General features: G+C 72.3%; 19 protein-coding genes and 1 pseudogene. 7 read left to right on the top strand and 13 right to left on the bottom strand.

Going from position 1 to position 16,540, the window contains the following annotated elements; genetic code table 11:
* Positions 1 to 20: 20 nt before the first annotated feature.
* Positions 21 to 671 (top strand): annotated as a pseudogene (locus DMB66_RS39780) (YitT family protein); the annotation flags it as partial.
* 304 nt (positions 672 to 975) lie between these two features.
* Positions 976 to 1,404 carry a hypothetical protein gene (locus tag DMB66_RS39775; protein ID WP_125809295.1) on the top strand — a complete coding sequence of 143 codons (429 nt, stop codon included), beginning with the start codon at positions 976 to 978 and terminating at the stop codon, positions 1,402 to 1,404.
* Between the two features lie 145 nt (positions 1,405 to 1,549).
* Here the strand turns inward: DMB66_RS39775 and hisF are convergent, their stop codons facing one another.
* Complete coding sequence (hisF, locus tag DMB66_RS39770; RefSeq protein WP_125809294.1) at positions 1,550 to 2,326, bottom strand: imidazole glycerol phosphate synthase subunit HisF; 777 nt, start codon at positions 2,324 to 2,326, stop codon at positions 1,550 to 1,552.
* Positions 2,323 to 3,234 (bottom strand): EamA family transporter, encoded by a 912-nt coding sequence (locus DMB66_RS39765; RefSeq protein ID WP_125809293.1) that lies wholly within the window; start codon positions 3,232 to 3,234, stop codon positions 2,323 to 2,325. The genes hisF and DMB66_RS39765 overlap by 4 nt, the downstream gene beginning before the upstream one ends.
* 72 nt (positions 3,235 to 3,306) lie before the next feature.
* Between DMB66_RS39765 and DMB66_RS64445 the strand changes: the two genes are divergently transcribed.
* The 3 genes from DMB66_RS64445 (at position 3,307) to DMB66_RS39755 (ending at position 4,793) form a co-directional block, all read left to right on the top strand.
* The gene (locus tag DMB66_RS64445; protein WP_233625170.1) at positions 3,307 to 3,828 is read left to right on the top strand and encodes a LysR family transcriptional regulator; all 522 of its coding nucleotides are present in this window, start codon (positions 3,307 to 3,309) and stop codon (positions 3,826 to 3,828) included.
* Complete coding sequence (locus DMB66_RS64440; protein ID WP_233625174.1) at positions 3,714 to 4,220, top strand: LysR substrate-binding domain-containing protein; 507 nt, start codon at positions 3,714 to 3,716, stop codon at positions 4,218 to 4,220. Before DMB66_RS64445 ends, DMB66_RS64440 begins: the two co-directional genes overlap by 115 nt.
* Before the next feature lie 192 nt (positions 4,221 to 4,412).
* Complete coding sequence (locus DMB66_RS39755) at positions 4,413 to 4,793, top strand: hypothetical protein (RefSeq protein WP_125809292.1); 381 nt, start codon at positions 4,413 to 4,415, stop codon at positions 4,791 to 4,793.
* Between the two features lie 63 nt (positions 4,794 to 4,856).
* On the opposite strand, the gene DMB66_RS39750 is transcribed toward DMB66_RS39755, so the two are convergent.
* Positions 4,857 to 5,345 carry a MarR family transcriptional regulator gene (locus DMB66_RS39750; protein WP_158647526.1) on the bottom strand — a complete coding sequence of 163 codons (489 nt, stop codon included), beginning with the start codon at positions 5,343 to 5,345 and terminating at the stop codon, positions 4,857 to 4,859.
* 51 nt (positions 5,346 to 5,396) lie between these two features.
* On the opposite strand from DMB66_RS39750, the gene DMB66_RS39745 reads away from it, so the two are divergent.
* Positions 5,397 to 5,840, top strand: a complete 444-nt coding sequence (locus tag DMB66_RS39745; RefSeq protein ID WP_125809290.1) for a nitroreductase/quinone reductase family protein — start codon at positions 5,397 to 5,399, stop codon at positions 5,838 to 5,840.
* 129 nt (positions 5,841 to 5,969) lie between these two features.
* Here the strand turns inward: DMB66_RS39745 and DMB66_RS39740 are convergent, their stop codons facing one another.
* The 8 genes from DMB66_RS39740 to hisD form a co-directional block, all read right to left on the bottom strand.
* Entirely contained in the window at positions 5,970 to 6,359 is a 390-nt protein-coding gene (locus DMB66_RS39740) for a Rid family hydrolase (protein WP_125809289.1), read from the bottom strand.
* A gap of 120 nt (positions 6,360 to 6,479) precedes the next feature.
* The gene (gene priA, locus DMB66_RS39735) at positions 6,480 to 7,205 is read right to left on the bottom strand and encodes a bifunctional 1-(5-phosphoribosyl)-5-((5-phosphoribosylamino)methylideneamino)imidazole-4-carboxamide isomerase/phosphoribosylanthranilate isomerase PriA (RefSeq protein ID WP_125809288.1); all 726 of its coding nucleotides are present in this window, start codon (positions 7,203 to 7,205) and stop codon (positions 6,480 to 6,482) included.
* Between the two features lie 34 nt (positions 7,206 to 7,239).
* A complete protein-coding gene (locus tag DMB66_RS39730; protein ID WP_125809287.1) occupies positions 7,240 to 7,560 on the bottom strand; it encodes a hypothetical protein in 321 nt (106 codons plus the stop codon).
* Positions 7,557 to 8,195 carry an imidazole glycerol phosphate synthase subunit HisH gene (gene hisH / locus DMB66_RS39725; protein WP_125809286.1) on the bottom strand — a complete coding sequence of 213 codons (639 nt, stop codon included), beginning with the start codon at positions 8,193 to 8,195 and terminating at the stop codon, positions 7,557 to 7,559. The genes DMB66_RS39730 and hisH overlap by 4 nt, the downstream gene beginning before the upstream one ends.
* Positions 8,195 to 8,362 carry a hypothetical protein gene (locus DMB66_RS61680; RefSeq protein ID WP_158647525.1) on the bottom strand — a complete coding sequence of 56 codons (168 nt, stop codon included), beginning with the start codon at positions 8,360 to 8,362 and terminating at the stop codon, positions 8,195 to 8,197. The genes hisH and DMB66_RS61680 overlap by 1 nt, the downstream gene beginning before the upstream one ends.
* Positions 8,359 to 8,970: an imidazoleglycerol-phosphate dehydratase HisB gene (gene hisB / locus DMB66_RS39720; protein WP_125809285.1), complete on the bottom strand. Its 612-nt coding sequence runs from the start codon at positions 8,968 to 8,970 to the stop codon at positions 8,359 to 8,361. The genes DMB66_RS61680 and hisB overlap by 4 nt, the downstream gene beginning before the upstream one ends.
* 46 nt (positions 8,971 to 9,016) lie before the next feature.
* Positions 9,017 to 10,081: a histidinol-phosphate transaminase gene (locus DMB66_RS39715; protein WP_125809284.1), complete on the bottom strand. Its 1,065-nt coding sequence runs from the start codon at positions 10,079 to 10,081 to the stop codon at positions 9,017 to 9,019.
* 55 nt (positions 10,082 to 10,136) lie between these two features.
* On the bottom strand, positions 10,137 to 11,447 hold the full coding sequence (hisD, locus tag DMB66_RS39710) for a histidinol dehydrogenase (protein WP_125809283.1): 1,311 nt from the start codon (positions 11,445 to 11,447) through the stop codon (positions 10,137 to 10,139).
* Between the two features lie 147 nt (positions 11,448 to 11,594).
* Between hisD and DMB66_RS39705 the strand changes: the two genes are divergently transcribed.
* A complete protein-coding gene (locus tag DMB66_RS39705; RefSeq protein ID WP_125809282.1) occupies positions 11,595 to 12,305 on the top strand; it encodes an LON peptidase substrate-binding domain-containing protein in 711 nt (236 codons plus the stop codon).
* On the opposite strand, the gene DMB66_RS39700 is transcribed toward DMB66_RS39705, so the two are convergent.
* Positions 12,220 to 13,035 carry a DUF2567 domain-containing protein gene (locus DMB66_RS39700; RefSeq protein ID WP_233625169.1) on the bottom strand — a complete coding sequence of 272 codons (816 nt, stop codon included), beginning with the start codon at positions 13,033 to 13,035 and terminating at the stop codon, positions 12,220 to 12,222. The two genes, DMB66_RS39705 and DMB66_RS39700, sit on opposite strands and share 86 nt — an antisense overlap.
* 58 nt (positions 13,036 to 13,093) lie before the next feature.
* Positions 13,094 to 16,540: DNA polymerase III subunit alpha (dnaE, locus tag DMB66_RS39695; RefSeq protein ID WP_125809281.1), on the bottom strand; the 3,447-nt coding region annotated here is incomplete at its 5' end.

Here is a 16,540-nt window from a genome sequence, read left to right as displayed (position 1 = left end):
TGGCCTTCAGAGTGGCACCTATGCGTCGCCTGAGCAACCTCGTTCCCACCGACATCCGGCTCCCCCGCCGCGCCACCCAGCTCTTCGCCGGCCTGGTCCTGTACGGCGTGAGCATGGCTTTCATGGTGGAGAGCAGCCTCGGGCTGAACCCGTGGGACGTTTTCCACCAGGGTGTGTCGAAGGCCACCGGGATCAGCTTCGGCTGGGTGGTGCTGCTCACCGGCGTTCCGGTCCTGCTGCTCTGGATCCCGCTGCGCCAGCGCCCGGGCTTCGGCACGATCGCCAACCTGGTGGTGATCGGCTTCGTCGCCGACGGCACGCTGGCCCTGCTCGCACCGGGCGAATCGATGGCGATGCGGATCACGTTCCTGGTGGTGGGGATCGCGCTCAACGGGGTCGCGACCGCGATGTACCTCGGTGCCCGCTTCGGCCCGGGCCCCCGCGACGGGCTGATGACCGGGATCGCGCGCCGGTGGCCGCGGCTGTCGATCCGGCTGGTCCGGACCAGCATCGAGGTGCTGGTCCTGGGCATCGGCTTCCTGCTCGGAGGCACGATCGGCGTCGGGACGGTGGCCTACGCGCTGGGCATCGGCCCGCTGGTGCAGCTCTTCATGCCGGTCTTCGCCGTGCCCGAGAGCGAGCCGGCCGCCGGGCTCGCCCCGGCCGACGGACTCGCCCCGGCCGACGGACTCGCCCCGGCCGACGGATTCGCCCCGGCCGACGGATTCGCCCCGGCCGACGGATTCGACTCGGCCGACGGGTTCGACTCGGCCGACGGGGCGGCCACGCCGGCACGGCGGCCGGACGCGCCGCGGTTGGCACCGGTTGCCGCGAGCTGACGGCCGGGCCCCGGAGAATCGTTGCCCACCCCGGGCTCGGCGAAGCGGGCGAAATGTCCGGGCGAGCGGACACAGCTTGGTGATCATCCCGACACATTTGCTTTCCGGTTCGGCGGGCGCACGGCATCATGGCGACATGGGGGCTGGCGACTGGCATTGGAACGACGCATGGATCTTCGTGTCCGCGGTCATCGCCGAGCGCCTGGAGCGTGACCGGGCACTGCACGCGGCGCTCCCGGTGACCGGCGCGAGCCTGGCTGACGTGCTGGCGGCGGCCGACTTCCTGCACCACAGTGTGCCCAGCCGCGCCGAGCTGGAAGATTCCGTGCGCCGCCTGGCCGGGGCCGGCCTGCTCACGGTGGACGACGACATGGTCGAGGTCGCGCCGGCCGGTGAGCAGCTGTGGCGCACGAGGCCGTTCAGCGGCCTGTCCTCGGCGGTGGTGACGCTGCAGACCCAGCTGAACCGCGCGGCCACCCCGGGCGAGTCCGACTGGAAGCTCGACGAGCGCACCTACAACGCGGCCGTCCGCGAATATTCCCTGCGCCTCGCCGACGGTCGCTGACCCGGCACCAGGCACCGCGCACCGCCCGACCCCGGACCGGCCCGGGTGGGTTGCCAGCACCGGGAGCGGCGCCGGCTGCCGGACCGCGTCGACTGCCCGAGGCCGGCGGCTGCCCGAGGTCGGCGTCGGCTGCCGGGGCCGGGGCTCAGCGGACCGGGTTGCCGGCCTCGCGGAGGCTCTCCTTCACCTGGCCGATGGTCAGCTCTCCGAAGTGGAACACGCTGGCCGCCAGCACCGCGTCTGCGCCTGCGGCGACCGCCGGCGGGAAGTGCGCCACCGTGCCCGCGCCGCCGCTGGCGATCACCGGGATGTCGACCACCGCGCGGACCGCGGCGATGAGCTCCAGGTCGAAGCCCGCCTTGGTGCCGTCGGCATCCATCGAGTTGAGCAGGATCTCGCCCGCACCCAGCTCGGCCACGCGGCGGGCCCACTCGACCGCGTCGAGGCCGGCGCTCTTGCGGCCGCCGTGGGTGGTGACCTCCCAGCCGCTCGGGTGCTCCGGGCTGGGGCCCGACGGCAGCCTCCGCACGTCGAGGGAGAGCACCAGCACCTGGTTGCCGAAGCGGTCGGCGATCTCCGCGATCAGCGCCGGGCGATGGATCGCCGCGGTGTTGACCCCGACCTTGTCCGCTCCCGCGCGCAGCAGGGTGTCGACGTTGTCGACCGAGCGGACCCCGCCGCCGACGGTCAGCGGGATGAAGACCGACTCCGCGGTGCGCCGGACCACGTCGAGCATGGTGCCGCGGTCGTCGGAGGAGGCGGTCACGTCCAGGAAGGTCAGCTCGTCGGCCCCGGCGGCGTCGTATGCCGCGGCCAGCTCGACCGGATCGCCCGCGTCGCGCAGATCGACGAAGTTGACCCCCTTGACCACCCGCCCCGCGTCCACGTCGAGACAGGGAATCACCCGCACCGCCACCGTCATGCCCCAACCCTATCGAGCGGCCCGGCGGCCGGCGCGGGAGTATCCACAGGCCGGGCCGGGCGCAGCACTCCGACCAGCACGCCGCCGACCACCAGCACTCCCCCGGCCACGTCCGTCGCGTGCACCTCCTCGCCCAGCAGCAGCGCCGCCGACGCGATGCCGAACACCGGCACCAGCATCGAGAACGGGGCGACGGTCGAGGCGCCGTACCGTCTGATCAGCGCGCCCCACGCGCCGAAGCCGGCCAGCGTCGAGATCAGGGCGACGAACAGCAGCGCGCCGACCGCCGGGGCGTCGATCGCGCGGAGCGCGGCCAGGTCCGCGGCCGGTCCCTCGATGAGCAGCGAGAGTACGGCCAGCGGCGCCGCCGCCACCGCGCTGACCCAGATCATGAAGCGCAGCGTGTCGGTCGGCGCCGCCTGCCGGGTGGCCACGTTGGACAGGCCCCAGGCCACTGCCGCGCCCAGGACCAGCCCGAACGCGCCGGCCGGCAGGCCGTCGGCGCCGAGCCGCACGGCGACCACGCCGATGCCGAGCGCCGCGACCGCCAGCCCGGCGATCCGGCGCCGGCCGGGGCGTTCGCGCAGCAGCAACACCGCGAACGCCGTGGTGAACACCGCCTGGCTCTGCAGCACCAGCGAGCTGAGCCCGGCCGGCATTCCGGCCGCCATCCCGGCGAACAGCAGGGAGAACTTCGCGACCCCGAGGGCCAGGGCGACCGCGATCACCCAGCGCCACCGGGTGGGCGGCCGGCCGGCGAACAGGACCGCGGGGAACGCGGCCAGCGCGAACCGCAGCGCCGAGAACAGCAGCGGCGGGAAGTGGTCGAGGCCGATGTCGATCACGACGAAGTTGACGCCCCACACGGCGGCCACGGCCACGGCGAGCGCGATGTCACGCTGTTTCATCCGCTCAGCCTGGCCGCCGCCGACAGTGAAGCACCAGCGAATAGTGCTACACCCACGATGTAGCGTGACTACATGATTGACCTGGGCCGGCTCCGCGCCCTACACGCCGTGGCCAGCTACGGAACGGTGCTGGCCGCCGCCGAGGCGCTGCACTGCACCCCGTCGGCGGTGTCGCAACAGCTCGCCAAGCTGGAACGGGAGACCAGCGCCACCCTGATCGAGAAGGACGGCCGCCGGCTGCGGCTGACCGAGGCGGGCCGGGTGCTCGCCGGCCACGCCGAGCGGGTGCTGTCGAGCGTCGACGAGGCCGAGGCGGCCCTGGCGGCGCACCGGGACACGGTCATCGGGCGGCTGACGGTGGCGGCCTTCGCGACGGGTGGCCGGGCGGCTGCTGCCGTACGCGCTGCACCGGCTGGCCACCGAGCACCCGCCAGCTGGCGACGGGCCTGGTGGAGGTCAGCCCGCACGAGGGGCTGGAGATGCTGCGGCGCGGGCACGTGGATCTCGCGGTGCTGGACGACTGGCCGGAGGTGGCGCTGCGCTACCCGCCGGGGATCACCCACGTGGAGATCGGCCGGGACGTGGCCGACCTGATCGTGCCGGGCGGCCACCGGTTCGCGGCGGGACGCGAGGTGCGGCTGGCGCAGGCGCGCGACGAGCGATGGATCTCGGTGAAGTCCGGCGACATCTGTCATGAGTGGCTGCTGCGGGTGTTGCCCGGGATCCGGCCGGATTTCCACGTGGGCGAGTTCGAGACGCAGTTGACCCTGGTCGCGGCGGGGCTGGGCATCGCGCTGATCCCCCGGCTGGCCCGGCCGCCGCTGCCGGCGGGGGTCCGCGTGGTGCCGGTGCGGCCGGTGCCGATCCGGCGGGTGGTGCTCGCCTGGCGGGAGGCGTCGGCCGCCCGTCCGGCGGTGACGGCGGCGATCGCGGCGTTGCGGGAGGCCTGGCGCCGGCAAGCTCCTGCCGCGCCGCCGGACCGGTGAGGCGTGATGGAGGATCCGGCCGAGCGTCTGGTCGAGCTACGCATCCCGCTGGTCGGGGTCGGCCGTCTGGCCTGCGATGATCCGGATCGGTGTCCGGGCCGGTCAGAGTGTCTCGCGAACGTTCGTTCGCGGTCGCCGAAGGCCGACCAGAACCAGCTGCTTTCTGGCTTCTCGGCTGGGTAGGGTGCCGGCGTGGATTTCTTCCTCGACCTGCCGTGGCAGTGCTGGGCCCTCCCGGCGCTGCTCGTCGTGGCTTGGACGGCCCTGTGGTGGGGAAGCCGCCGGGCGCGGCTGTGGTTCGCCGGGCTCACCCCACCCGGCGCCGTCGTCATCATCCTGCTCGGACTGATCGAGATGCTGTCGCCGGGGCCGCAGCAGGACGAACCGGCGGACCTCTCGGGACGGATCAGCGCCCTCGGCAGTGGACCCGGCACGCTGATCGTGGCGGTCGGGCTGCTCGCTCTGGTCGTCGGCACCGCGCTGACGATTGTCACCTTCGTGGTGGAGACGACGCTGATGGTCCGTCGCCACGAGCGTGCCCAGCGGGATGCGGCCGCTCAGCCGCCGAGCTGAACCGCCACATGTGCAGCCGAGTACGGGCATCCGTGCACACGACTCCGGAAATCGACCCATGGCCTAGCTCCGGGTCAGGGCGCGGACGCGGTCGGCCTCCGCGACCTGCATGTCTATGCCGCGGCGCAGGAAGCCGGCGATCAGCGCGAGCTCGTCGGCCGAATAGCTCGCCAGGATCCGGTGCCCGGCCCGTTCGATCGGGGCGTAGACGCGGTCGATCAGGGCCTCGGCGTGCGGGGTCAGCGCCACCACCGCCCGCCGCCGGTCGTCTTGATCCACCGTGCGGGTCAGGTGCCGCGCCGCGACGAGTCGCTGGATCGCCGTGGTGGTCGCGGCCGGGCTGAGCTTGGCCGCGCCGGCCAGCGCCGCCGCCGACAGCGGGCCGGACTGGCTGACCAGCCAGAGGATGCGCAGGTCGGTGCGGTTTACCCCGAGGGCGGCGGCCGCCGCCTCGTCCACGAGGTCGGCGGCGGCCCCGAAATCCGCCGCGGCCCGGGCCGTGGCGGCTAGATCCGCCGGGGCGTGGGCGGCAGCGGGCAGTTGCTTCGACACTCGAAGGAGTTTACCGTAGGGCGCATTACTTCGACACTCGAAGGGATTTTCATGACCGAGCCGATGCCCACCCTGCCGTCGTGGCTGCCGTTCGCCAACCGGGTGGTCCGGGCGCTCACCTGGCTGGGTCTGCCGCTGGGCACGATCCACGTGCTCACCGTGCCCGGCCGGCGCAGCGGCGAGCCACGCTCGACGCCGGTGTCTCCCCTGACGCTCGGCGGCCGCCGCTATGTGGTCGCCGCGCTGCCGCACTGCGACTGGGCCCGCAACGTCCGGGCGGCCGGCCGCGGCGAGTTCGCCCGGGGACGCCGCCGATCGGCGGTGACCCTGACGGAGGTCGGCGACCCGGCGGTGCGGCGCGCGGTGCTGCGGGCGTTCCCCGAGAAAGTGCCGAACGGGGTGCCGTTCTTCGTGCGGCTCGGGCTGGTCGAGCGGGCCGACCCCGACCAGTTCGAGGCCGTCGCGGACCGGGTCGCCGTCTTCCGAATGGACTGAACCGGCTCGGTGGGCCGAACCGGCTCGATGCTGAACCGGCTCGATGCTGGACCGGCTCGATGCTGGACCGGCTCGGTGGGCTGAACCGGCTAGATGGCCGAACCGGCTCGATGCTGAACCGCGGTGGGCTCAGACGTACGCCTCGACCTCGACCTCCACCAGGTGCTGCGGATCCAGCAGCCCGGCCACCACCACCAGGGTCGCCACCGGGCGCACCGCCGCGAACAGCGAGCCGTGCACCCCCGCCACCGCGTCCGCGTACGCCGCATCCGTCACGTACATCCGGGTGCGGATCACGTCCTCGATCGCCGCCCCCGCGCCCGCCAGGGCGTCCAGCGCGATCCCGAACGCCGTCAGCGCCTGCGCGCGGGGATCACCGATCCCCGTCACCACACCGTCCACAGTGGCCGTGCAACCGGCGGTGAGCAGCAGATTTCCGGCGCGCACCACGCGGGAGTAGCCGTATTCGGCCTCCCACGGCCCGCCGGAACCGAACCGCCGCACCGCCGGGTCGCTCATGCCGTCAACTCCCGGCCGACCCGAAACGGTCCGCGTCCCACTTGTCGCCCGGATTCTCCGCCGGCGCTCCGGTGACGACATCGGCCCGGCGCGGAGTCGATGATGCGGACGCCGGCTGGCTCATGCCTCGGCCAGTGCCGCGAGCGCCTCGGCCACCGTGAACGCGCCCGCGTAGAGCGCCTTGCCCGCGATCACGCCCTCGACGCCGACCGGCTCCAGGGCCGTCAGGGCGCGCAGGTCATCCAGTGTGGACACCCCGCCGCTGGCGATCACCGGCTTGTCGGTGCGGGCGCACACCTCACGCAGCAGCTCCAGGTTCGGCCCGCGCATCGTGCCGTCCTTGGTGATGTCCGTGACCACATACCGGGTGGCGCCCGCCTTGTCGAGGCGTTCCAGGATCTCGAAGAGGTCGCCGCCCTCGCGGGTCCAGCCACGGGCCGCGAGCGTGCGGCCGCGCACGTCGAGGCCGATCGCCACCCGGTCGCCGTACTCGCCGCAGATCCGGTCGCACCACTCGGGGTCCTCCAGCGCCGCCGTGCCGATGTTGACCCGGGCCGCGCCGGTGGCCAGGGCCGCCCGCAGCGAGGCGTCGTCGCGGATGCCACCGGAGAGCTCGACCTTCACGTCGAGCCGGCTGACCACCTCGGCGAGCTGCGCGGCGTTCGAGCCGCGGCCGAACGCGGCGTCGAGGTCGACCAGGTGCACCCACTCCGCACCGTCGTTCTGCCAGGCGAGCGCCGCGTCGAGCGGGTCGCCGTAGCTCGTCTCCGAGCCCGCGGCGCCCTGGACGAGGCGAACCGCCTGGCCGTCGGCGACGTCGACGGCGGGCAGCAGGGTGAGGGTCACAGCGAACTCCGATCAGAGACAACGGGGACGAACATCAGAAGCGGCGGCCGAGGACGACGACCACCAACGCCGGCAGCACCAGCACGATCATCGCGATCAGCACGATGCGCAGGGCCAGGTCGGGCACGAGCAGCCACACCGCCAGCGCCGCGACCAGCGGGACGATCGCGATGCCGGTCCGCTGCGCGCGGCTGCGCCGGTAAAGCGTGCCGGAACTGGGCCCCCGCTTGGGCTTCAACGAATTCACCAGGGCGCGGCGGCGCTGCCGCCGGACGGACCGGCGGGCCCTGGCGGCCTTCTCCTTCTCCAGGACGACGAGCCGCTCGGCCCGCCGTTTCGCGCGCTCCTTGCTCACCGTACGGCGGACCCGGGCAGGCCCGACACCCAGCTGCCGAGCAGGGCGTAGCCGGCGTCGGAGGACTTCTCCGGGTGGAACTGGGCCGCGGACAGCGGGCCGTGCTCCACCACGGCGGCGAACGGCTGGTCGTGCGCGGCCGTGGTGACCCGCGCGCCGACCGCGGCGAGGGCGCCCAGGTCGGAGGCCGCGTACGAGTGGACGAAGTAGAACCGCGTCTCCGGCGCCAGCCCGTCGAGCAGCACCGAGCCGTCCGGCACGGACACCGTGTTCCAGCCCATGTGCGGGATCCGCCGGGCGGTCAGCCGGGTCACCGCGCCCGGCAGCAGCCCCAGCCCCCGGGTCTCGACACCGTGCTCGACGCCGGAGTCGAAGAGGATCTGCATGCCGACGCAGATGCCCAGCACCGGCTTGCCCGCCGCCACCCGCGCGGCGATGACCGGGCCCGCGCCGAGCTTGTCGATGCCGGCCATGCAGGCCGCGTAGGCGCCGACCCCGGGCACGACCAGGCCGTCCGCGGCGGCCGCGGCGGCCAGGTCGTCGGTAACCGTCACGTCGGCACCGGTGCGCGCGACCGCGCGCTCGGCGGAGCGCAGGTTGCCGGAGCCGTAGTCCAGGATCACCACCGTGCTCATCAGCTGTCCCCCGGGATCAGCCAGGCCACCCCGGCGGCGAGCGAGAGCAGGGCGAGCGCGGCCACCAGGCCGATGCTGAACTTGGTGGCGCCCTGCCTGACGAGCGAGATCACCCCGCCGACCAGCATGCCGCCCAGCCCGAGCAGCAGGATCGGGACGAGGCTCACAGCACGCCCTTCGTCGACGGCAGCGCGCCGGCGTTGCGGGGGTCGATCTCGACGGCCTGGCGCAGCGCCCGCGAGAACGCCTTGAACTGCGCCTCGACCACGTGGTGCGCGTCCGGGCGGCCGCCGTCGCGAGCCGCGCGCAGCACGCTGACGTGCAGGGTCACCTTGGCGGTGTGGCCGAACGACTCGAAGATGTGCCGGGTCATGCTGGTCGGGTAGACCGGCCCGATGTACGGCGCGAGGTCGGGCTCGTCGTGCACCACGTACGGCCGGCCGGACAGGTCGACGGCGGCGCGGACCAGCACCTCGTCCATCGGGATGGTCGCGGAACCGTACCGCCGGATGCCGGCCTTGTCGCCGAGCGCCCGGGCGAAGGCCTCGCCCAGCGCGATCGCCGTGTCCTCCATGGTGTGGTGCGCGTCGATCTCGAGGTCGCCCTCGGTGCGCACGGTCAGGTCGAAGCCGCCGTGCTTGGCGAGCTGGTTGAGCATGTGGTCGTAGAACCCCACGCCGGTCGCCAGGTCGCCCTTGCCGGTGCCGTCGAGGTCGATCTCGACGAGCACCTTGGTCTCGTTGGTGACGCGCTCGATGCGCGCGGTTCGGGTCACAGCCCTTCCTCACTTCGTTCGTCGACGCCGGGGTCGAGACGCCCGGTCACTGCAGCGCCCCCAGGAAGGCGTCGGTTTCGGCTTCGGTGCCGGCGGTGACCCGCAGCCAGCCGGCCAGGCCCACGTCGCGGACCAGCACGCCGCGGTCGAGCAGGCGCTGCCAGGCCGCGTGCTGGTCGCCGCCGACCTCGAACAGCACGAAGTTGGCGTCGCTGTCGGCGACCCGGATGCCCCGGGAGCGCAGCGTGGCGACGATCCGGTCGCGCTGTTCCTTGATCGCGTCGACGGTGACCAGCAGGGCCGCGCGGTGCGCGAGGGCGGCCCGCGCGGCGGCCTGGGTCAGCGTCGACAGGTGGTATGGCAGGCGGACGAGCTGGACGGCGTCGACCACGGCCGGGTCGGCGGCGAGATAGCCGAGCCGGCCGCCGGCGAAGCCGAACGCCTTGCTCATCGTGCGGGTGACCACGAGCCGGGGGTGCCGCGGCAGCGAGGCCAGCGCGCTGGGCGTGCCCGGGCGGGCGAACTCGGCGTACGCCTCGTCGACGATGACCATTCCCGGCGCCGACGCCAGCACCGCCTCGACCACCGACGGGTCGAGGGCCGTGCCGGTCGGATTGTTGGGTGAGCAGAGGAACACCAGGTCGGGCGCGTGCCGGGTGATCTGCTCCACCGCCGAGGCGGGGGTCAGGCCGAAGTCCGGGTCGCGCAGCGCGCCGATCCAGCGGGTGCCGGTGCCGGCGGCGAGCAGCGGGTGCATCGAATACGACGGGCCGAAGCCCAGCGCGGTGCGGCCCGGGCCGGCGAACGCCTGCAACAGCTGCTGCTGGACCTCGTTGGAGCCGTTGGCCGCCCACACGTTCGCCGCGGCCAGGCCGTGGCCGAGGTAGCCGGCGAGGTCGGCGCGCAGGGCGACCGCGTCCCGGTCCGGGTAGCGGTTGAGGTCGCGCAGCTCGGCCTGCACGGCCTTGCCGATCGCCTCGACCACGGCGTCGGGCACCGGGTAGGAATTCTCATTGGTGTTGAGCCGCACGGCGACATCGAGCTGCGGCGCCCCGTAGGGCGATTTTCCGCGCAGGTCGTCGCGGATCGGCAGGTCGTCGATCGTGGTCATGCCGAGAACCTCGCAGTCACGGCCTGCCCGGACGCGGGCAGGGCGGCGATCGTGATCATGCCGGGAACCTCGCCGTCACGGCCTGCCCGTGCGCGGGCAGGTCCTCGGCGTTGGCCAGCGCGACGACGTGCGGCGCGACGTCGCGCAGCGCCGCCTCGTCGTATTCGATCACGTGGATGCCGCGCAGGAACGACTGCACGGACAGGCCGGAGGAGTGCCGGGCGCAGCCGGCGGTCGGCAGCACGTGGTTGGAGCCGGCCGCGTAGTCGCCGAGCGAGACCGGCGAGTAGGCGCCGACGAAGATGGCGCCGGCGTTGCGCACCCGCATCGCCCACGCGCGGGCGTCCCGGGTCTGGATCTCGAGGTGCTCGGCCGCATAGGCGTCCACGACGCGCAGGCCCTGCTCAAGGTCGTCGACGAGCACGATGCCGGACTGGCGGCCGCCGAGCGCCTCGCGCACCCGGGCCTCGTGCTTGGTGGCCGTCACCTGGACGGCCAGCTGCGCCTCGACCGCCTCGGCCAGCTCCGGGGAGTCGGTGACCAGCACGCTGGCGGCGAGCGGGTCGTGCTCGGCCTGGCTGATCAGGTCGGCCGCGACGTGCCCGGGCGACGCCGTCGCGTCGGCCAGGATGGCGATCTCGGTCGGGCCGGCCTCGGCGTCGATGCCGACCGTGCCCTGCAGCAGGCGCTTGGCGGCGGTGACCCAGATGTTGCCCGGCCCGGTGATCACGTCGACGGGCTCGCAGCGGTCGGACTCGTCCGCCCCGTCGCTGCCGTAGCCGAGCATCGCGATGGCCTGGGCGCCGCCGACGGCGTAGACCTCCTCGACGCCGAGCAGCGCGCAGGCGGCGAGCACCCGGGCGTCGGGCAGGCCGCCGTTTTCCGGCTGCGGCGGGCTGGCCACCACCAGCGACTCGACGCCGGCGACCTGGGCGGGCACCACGTTCATCACCACGGTGGAGGGATAGACGGCCAGGCCGCCGGGGACATAGAGGCCGACGCGCGAGACCGGGACGTGCCGCTCGGTGACGCTGCCGCCGGGCACCACCTGGGTGGTGACGTCGGTGCGGCGCTGGTCGCCGTGCACCTTGCGGGCGCGCTCGATGGCCACCAGCAGGGCGGCCCGCACGTCGGGGTCGAGCTGCCCGGCGGCGGCGGTGATCGCGGCCGCCGGCACCCGCAGGCGCTCGAGCACCACGCCGTCGAATCTCTCCGTCGCCTCGCGGATCGCCGAGAACCCATGCTCCCGGACCGCCGCCACGACGGGACGAATCTGCTCGACGGCCACGGAGACGTCGAGCTGGGCACGGGGCAGCAGGCCGCGGGGGTCCCGACGGGAGCCGCGCAGGTCGATCCGATTCAGCACGGGCCAAGTCTAGGCGCCTGGTCCGACAGTCTCCGGGCGCCATTCCAGGCTGTGGGAAGGCGGCTTTCACCGCTTTTGTTCGGGGAGAATCGAAGATCACCGGTACGGGGCGCGCGCGGACAGCGACCGGGCCGATACGCTCGCACCGTGGGCGCGATTATCCCGGTCTTCCCGCTGGGCACGGTGCTCTTTCCCGGCCTGGTCCTGCCCTTGCACATCTTCGAGGAGCGATATCGCACGCTCGTGCGCGACCTGGTCGCCACGACGGACGACGAACCGCACGAGTTCGGCGTCGTGACCCTGCGGTACGGCTGGGAGGTCGCCACCCCGAACGGCGACGCCGAGCGGCCGGCCGACGAGGAGCCGATCACCACCGAGCAGCTCTACGGCGTCGGCTGCACGGCCGAGCTGCGCCAGGTCACCGAGCTGCCCGACGGGCGCTTCGACATCGTCACGGTCGGCCGGCGGCGCTTCCGGGTGGTGGCGATCGCCGCGGACACCCAGCCGTACGTGACCGCCGAGGTGGAGTGGCTGCCCGACGAGGAGAGCGGCGACCCGGTCTCCACGCTGCTCGCCCCGCGGGTGCTGACCGCCTTCCGCACCTATCTGGACCTGCTGCGGCCCGATTCCGAGGTGCTCGACCAGGTCCCCGACGACCCCACCGTGCTGTCCCACCTGGTCGCGGCGACCGCCCAGCTCACCACCGAGGAGCGGCAGGAGCTGCTGGCCGCGCCCGACACCGCCACCCGGCTGCGCACCGAGCTGCGGCTGCTCAACCGCGAGGCGGGTCTGCTGGCCAAGGTGCGGGCGGTGCCGGTGCCGCTGTCGGATCTGGCCCGGCCGGTGAGCCCGAACTGACCCCATCGGCCAGGTCTTGGCCGTAACCCGGCTGGCCGCCCGGTAGGTCGTGGCCGTAACCCGACTGGCCGCCCGGCAGGTCGTGGCCGTAACCCGGTTTGGCGCCGGGGCGGTCCAGATCCGGGTCGTTGGACCAGCCGGCCAGCAGCGTGGTCACGATCACCGCGGCGAAGCCGGCCACCAGCAGCGCGCCGTGCGCGTGCAGATCCGGCGGCCGGTCGTAGGTCTGCCCGGCGGTGGAGCTTTGCTGCCAGTCGTTCCAGGCGCTGAGCCCGACCAGCCGGCCGACCTCCCACATGACCAGCGCGGCGGCCAGGCCGCCGAGGGTCGCCCCGAGCAGCAGGCCGGGGCCCCGGTCGCGGCGCAGCACCAGCCAGAGCAGCACGGCGGCGAGCAGGCCGAAGACGAAGCCGATCATCGTGAACCAGCCGTCGGCCGCGATGTACTCCTCCGGCGACGGGTCGTTGACCACGATGCCGTTCTGCCCGGCGTTGATCACCGGGACCGTGGGCGCGAGCCAGGACCAGAGCAGGCCGAGCGGGGCGCCGGCGACGGCCATCGCGGCCGTGACCGACACCGCGACGAGCACGGTACGGCGTAACGACCGCCGCTCAGGTCGCGGCGGCGCCCAGTCCAGCGCGTCGACGGGCGCACCGTACGGGTAGGCCGGCGGCGGATCGTACGGCTGAGCCTGGTCGTACGACTGGGCCGGCTCCTGGCTGGGGTTCACTCCCCGATCCTGCCAGGTCCGCCTGTGACACCGGCTCCCCGCACCGGAGCAGCAGGCATCAGAGCACCGCCGACGGGCCGAGGATCATCTTCAGGTCGGCGCGCAGCGCCGGCGTCGGCGCCACCCGCACCGCGCCCAGGCGGAAGATCGTGGTGCGGCTGCCGTTCTGCAAGTGCACGTGCACCTCGGCGTCGCCCGGGTGGCTGACCAGGATCTCCTTGAGCTCGTCGACCAGCGGCGGCGTGCACCGGGTGATCGGCATGGTCAGGGTGATCGGCTTGGTGTCCGGGTTGTGGGTCACGTCCGGCATCGACATGTCCATCGCCATGATCCGCGGGGTGTCGTCGCGGCGGTCCACCCGGCCCTTGACGATGACGATGGCGTCCTCGGCGATGTACTGGCCGATCACCTCGTAGGTGTTCGGGAAGAACAGCGCCTCGACCCCGCCGGCCAGGTCTTCCAGCGTGGCCGACGCCCAGGCCCGGCCCTGCTTGGTGATCCGCCGCTGCACGCCGGTGAGGATGCCGGCAAGCGTGACGACCTGCCCGTCCGGCACCGAACCGTCCTCGTTCAGCGCGGCGATGGTGGTGTCGGCCGAATTGTGCAGCAGCGCTTCGAGGCCCGCGAGCGGGTGGTCGGAGACGTAGAGGCCGAGCATCTCGCGCTCGAAGGCCAGCTTGTCGCGCTTGTCCCACTCGCTGTCGCCGATCGTGGGCATGGCGACGGTCGCCGCGCTGCCCGCGCCCGAGTCCGCGCCGAACGAGGCGAACAGGTCGAACTGGCCGGCCGCCTCGTTCTTCTTGACGTCCGCGTACGCGTCGATCGCCTCGGCGTGCACGGCGAGCAGGCCCTTGCGGGCGTGCCCCATCGAGTCGAAGGCGCCGGCCTTGATCAGCGATTCCACGGTCTTCTTGTTGCAGGCGACGGCGTCCACCTTGGACAGGAACTCGTAGAAGTCGCCGTACTGGCCCTTCTCCTTGCGGCACCGGACGACCGCCTCGACCACGTTGACGCCGACGTTGCGGACGGCGGCCAGGCCGAAGCGGATGTCCTTGCCGACCGGGGTGAACGGGCCGGCCGACTCGTTCACGTCCGGCGGCAGCACCTGGATGCCCATCCGCCGGCACTCGGCCAGATACATCGCCATCTTGTCCTTGTCGTCGCCGACACTGGTCAGCAGCCCGGCCATGTACTCGGCCGGATAGTGCGCCTTGAGGTATGCCGTCCAGTAGGAGACCAGCCCGTACGCCGCCGAGTGCGCCTTGTTGAACGCATACCCGGCGAAGGGCACCAGGACGTCCCACACCGCCTGGATGGCCTCGTCGACGTAGCCGTTCTTGCGGCAGCCGTCCCGGAACGGGATGAACTCCTTGTCCAGGATCTCCTTCTTCTTCTTGCCCATGGCCCGGCGCAGCAGGTCCGCTTGGCCGAGCGTGTAACCGGCGAGGATCTGCGCGGCGCGCTGCACCTGCTCCTGATAGACGATCAAGCCGTGGGTCGGCTCCAGGATCTCCCGCAGCGGCTCCTCCAGCTGCGGGTGGATCGGGGTGATCTCCTGCAGCTTGTTCTTGCGCAGCGCGTAGTTGGTGTGCGACTCGACGCCCATCGGGCCGGGCCGGTAGAGCGCCAGGACCGCGGAGATGTCCTCGAAGTTGTCCGGCTTCATCAGGCGCAGCAGCGAGCGCATCGGCCCGCCGTCGAGCTGGAAGACGCCCAGCGTGTCGCCGCGGGCCAGCAGATCGTAGGACTTCTGGTCGTCCAGCGGCAGGGCCAGCAGGTCGAGCTTCAGCCCGTGGTTGAGCTCGATGTTCTTGACCGCGTCATCGATGATCGTCAGGTTGCGCAGGCCCAGGAAGTCCATCTTGAGCAGGCCGAGCGTCTCGCAGGTCGGATAGTCGAACTGCGTGATGATCACGCCGTCGGCGGCCCGGCGCATCAGCGGGATGTGGTCGATGATCGGCTCGGCGCTCATGATCACGCCGGCCGCGTGGACGCCGGTCTGCCGGATCAGGCCCTCGATACCGCGGGCGGTGTCGATGACCTTCTTGACGTCGGGGTTCTGCTCGTACAGGGACCGGACCTCGCCGGCCTCGCCGTATCGCTTGTCGTCCTTGTTGAAGATGCCGGAGAGCGTCATGCCCTTGCCCATCACGTCCGGCGGCATGGCCTTGGTGATCTGGTCCCCGACCGCGTACGGGAAGCCCAGCACCCGGGCCGAGTCCTTGATCGCGGCCTTCGCCTTGATCGTGCCGAAGGTGGCGATCTGGGCGACCTTGTCCTCGCCCCAGCGGTCGGTCACATACCGGATGACCTCGCCGCGCCGGCGCTCGTCGAAGTCGATGTCGACGTCGGGCATGGACACGCGCTCGGGGTTGAGGAACCGCTCGAAGATCAGGCCGTGCGGCAGCGGGTCCAGGTCGGTGATGCCCATCGCGTACGCGATCAGCGAGCCGGCGGCCGAGCCACGGCCCGGTCCCACCGCGATGCCGTTCCGCTTGGACCACTGGATGAAGTCGGCCACCACCAGGAAGTAGGACGGGAAGCCCATCTGGGTGATGATGCCGAGCTCGTACTCGGCCTGCACGACGTGCTTCTCCGGGATGCCGTCCGGGAATCGGCGCTTGAGGCCCTCGAACGCCTCCTTGCGGAACCAGGACTCCTCGGTCTCGCCGTCGGGCACCGGGAACCGGGGCATCAGGTTCCGGAAGGTGAACATGCCCTCGGTGTCGACCTTCTCCGCCACCAGCAGGGTGTTGCGACAGCCCTCCTGCCAGGCGTCGGACGAGTCGACCGCGCGCATCTGGTCGGCGGACTTGATGAAGTAGCCGCCGCCCTCGAAGCGGAACCTGTTCGGGTCGGCGATGTTGCTGCCGGTCTGCACGCAGAGCAGCACGTCGTGCGCCTCGGCCTGGGACTCGTGCGTGTAGTGCGAGTCGTTGGTGACCAGCGGCGGGATGCCGAGCTTGCGGCTGATGTCGAGCAGGCCGGAGCGGACCCGGCTCTCGATCGACAGGCCGTGGTCCATGATCTCCAGGAAGTAGTTCTCCTTGCCGAAGATCTCCTGATACTGCGCCGCTACCTTGTATGCCTCGTCGTCCTGGCCCAGCCGCAACCTGGTCTGCACCGCGCCGGACGGGCAGCCCGTCGTCGCCATGATGCCCTCGGCGTGCTCGGCGATGATGTCCATGTCCATCCGGGGCCACTTGACGTAGTGGCCCTCCATGGACGCCCGCGAGCTGAGCCGGAACAGGTTTTTCAGCCCCTGCGCGTCGCGGGCCCACATCGTCTTGTGGGTGATCGCGCCGTTACCGGAGATGTCGTCGCTCTTCTGCTCCGGCCGGCCCCACTTCACCCGGGCCTTGTGCAGCCGCGACTCGGGCGCCACATACGCCTCGATGCCGATGACCGGCGTGATGCCGGCGGCGGTCGCCTGCCGGTAGAAGTCGTAGGCCCCGTGCATGTTGCCGTGGTCGGTGATCGCCGCGGCCGGCATGCCGAGGCGATT

Source organism: Actinoplanes sp. ATCC 53533, assembly GCF_003947245.1.
Note: the sequence above shows the minus strand (reverse complement) of the source record. Positions and strands in the feature narration are given on the sequence as shown.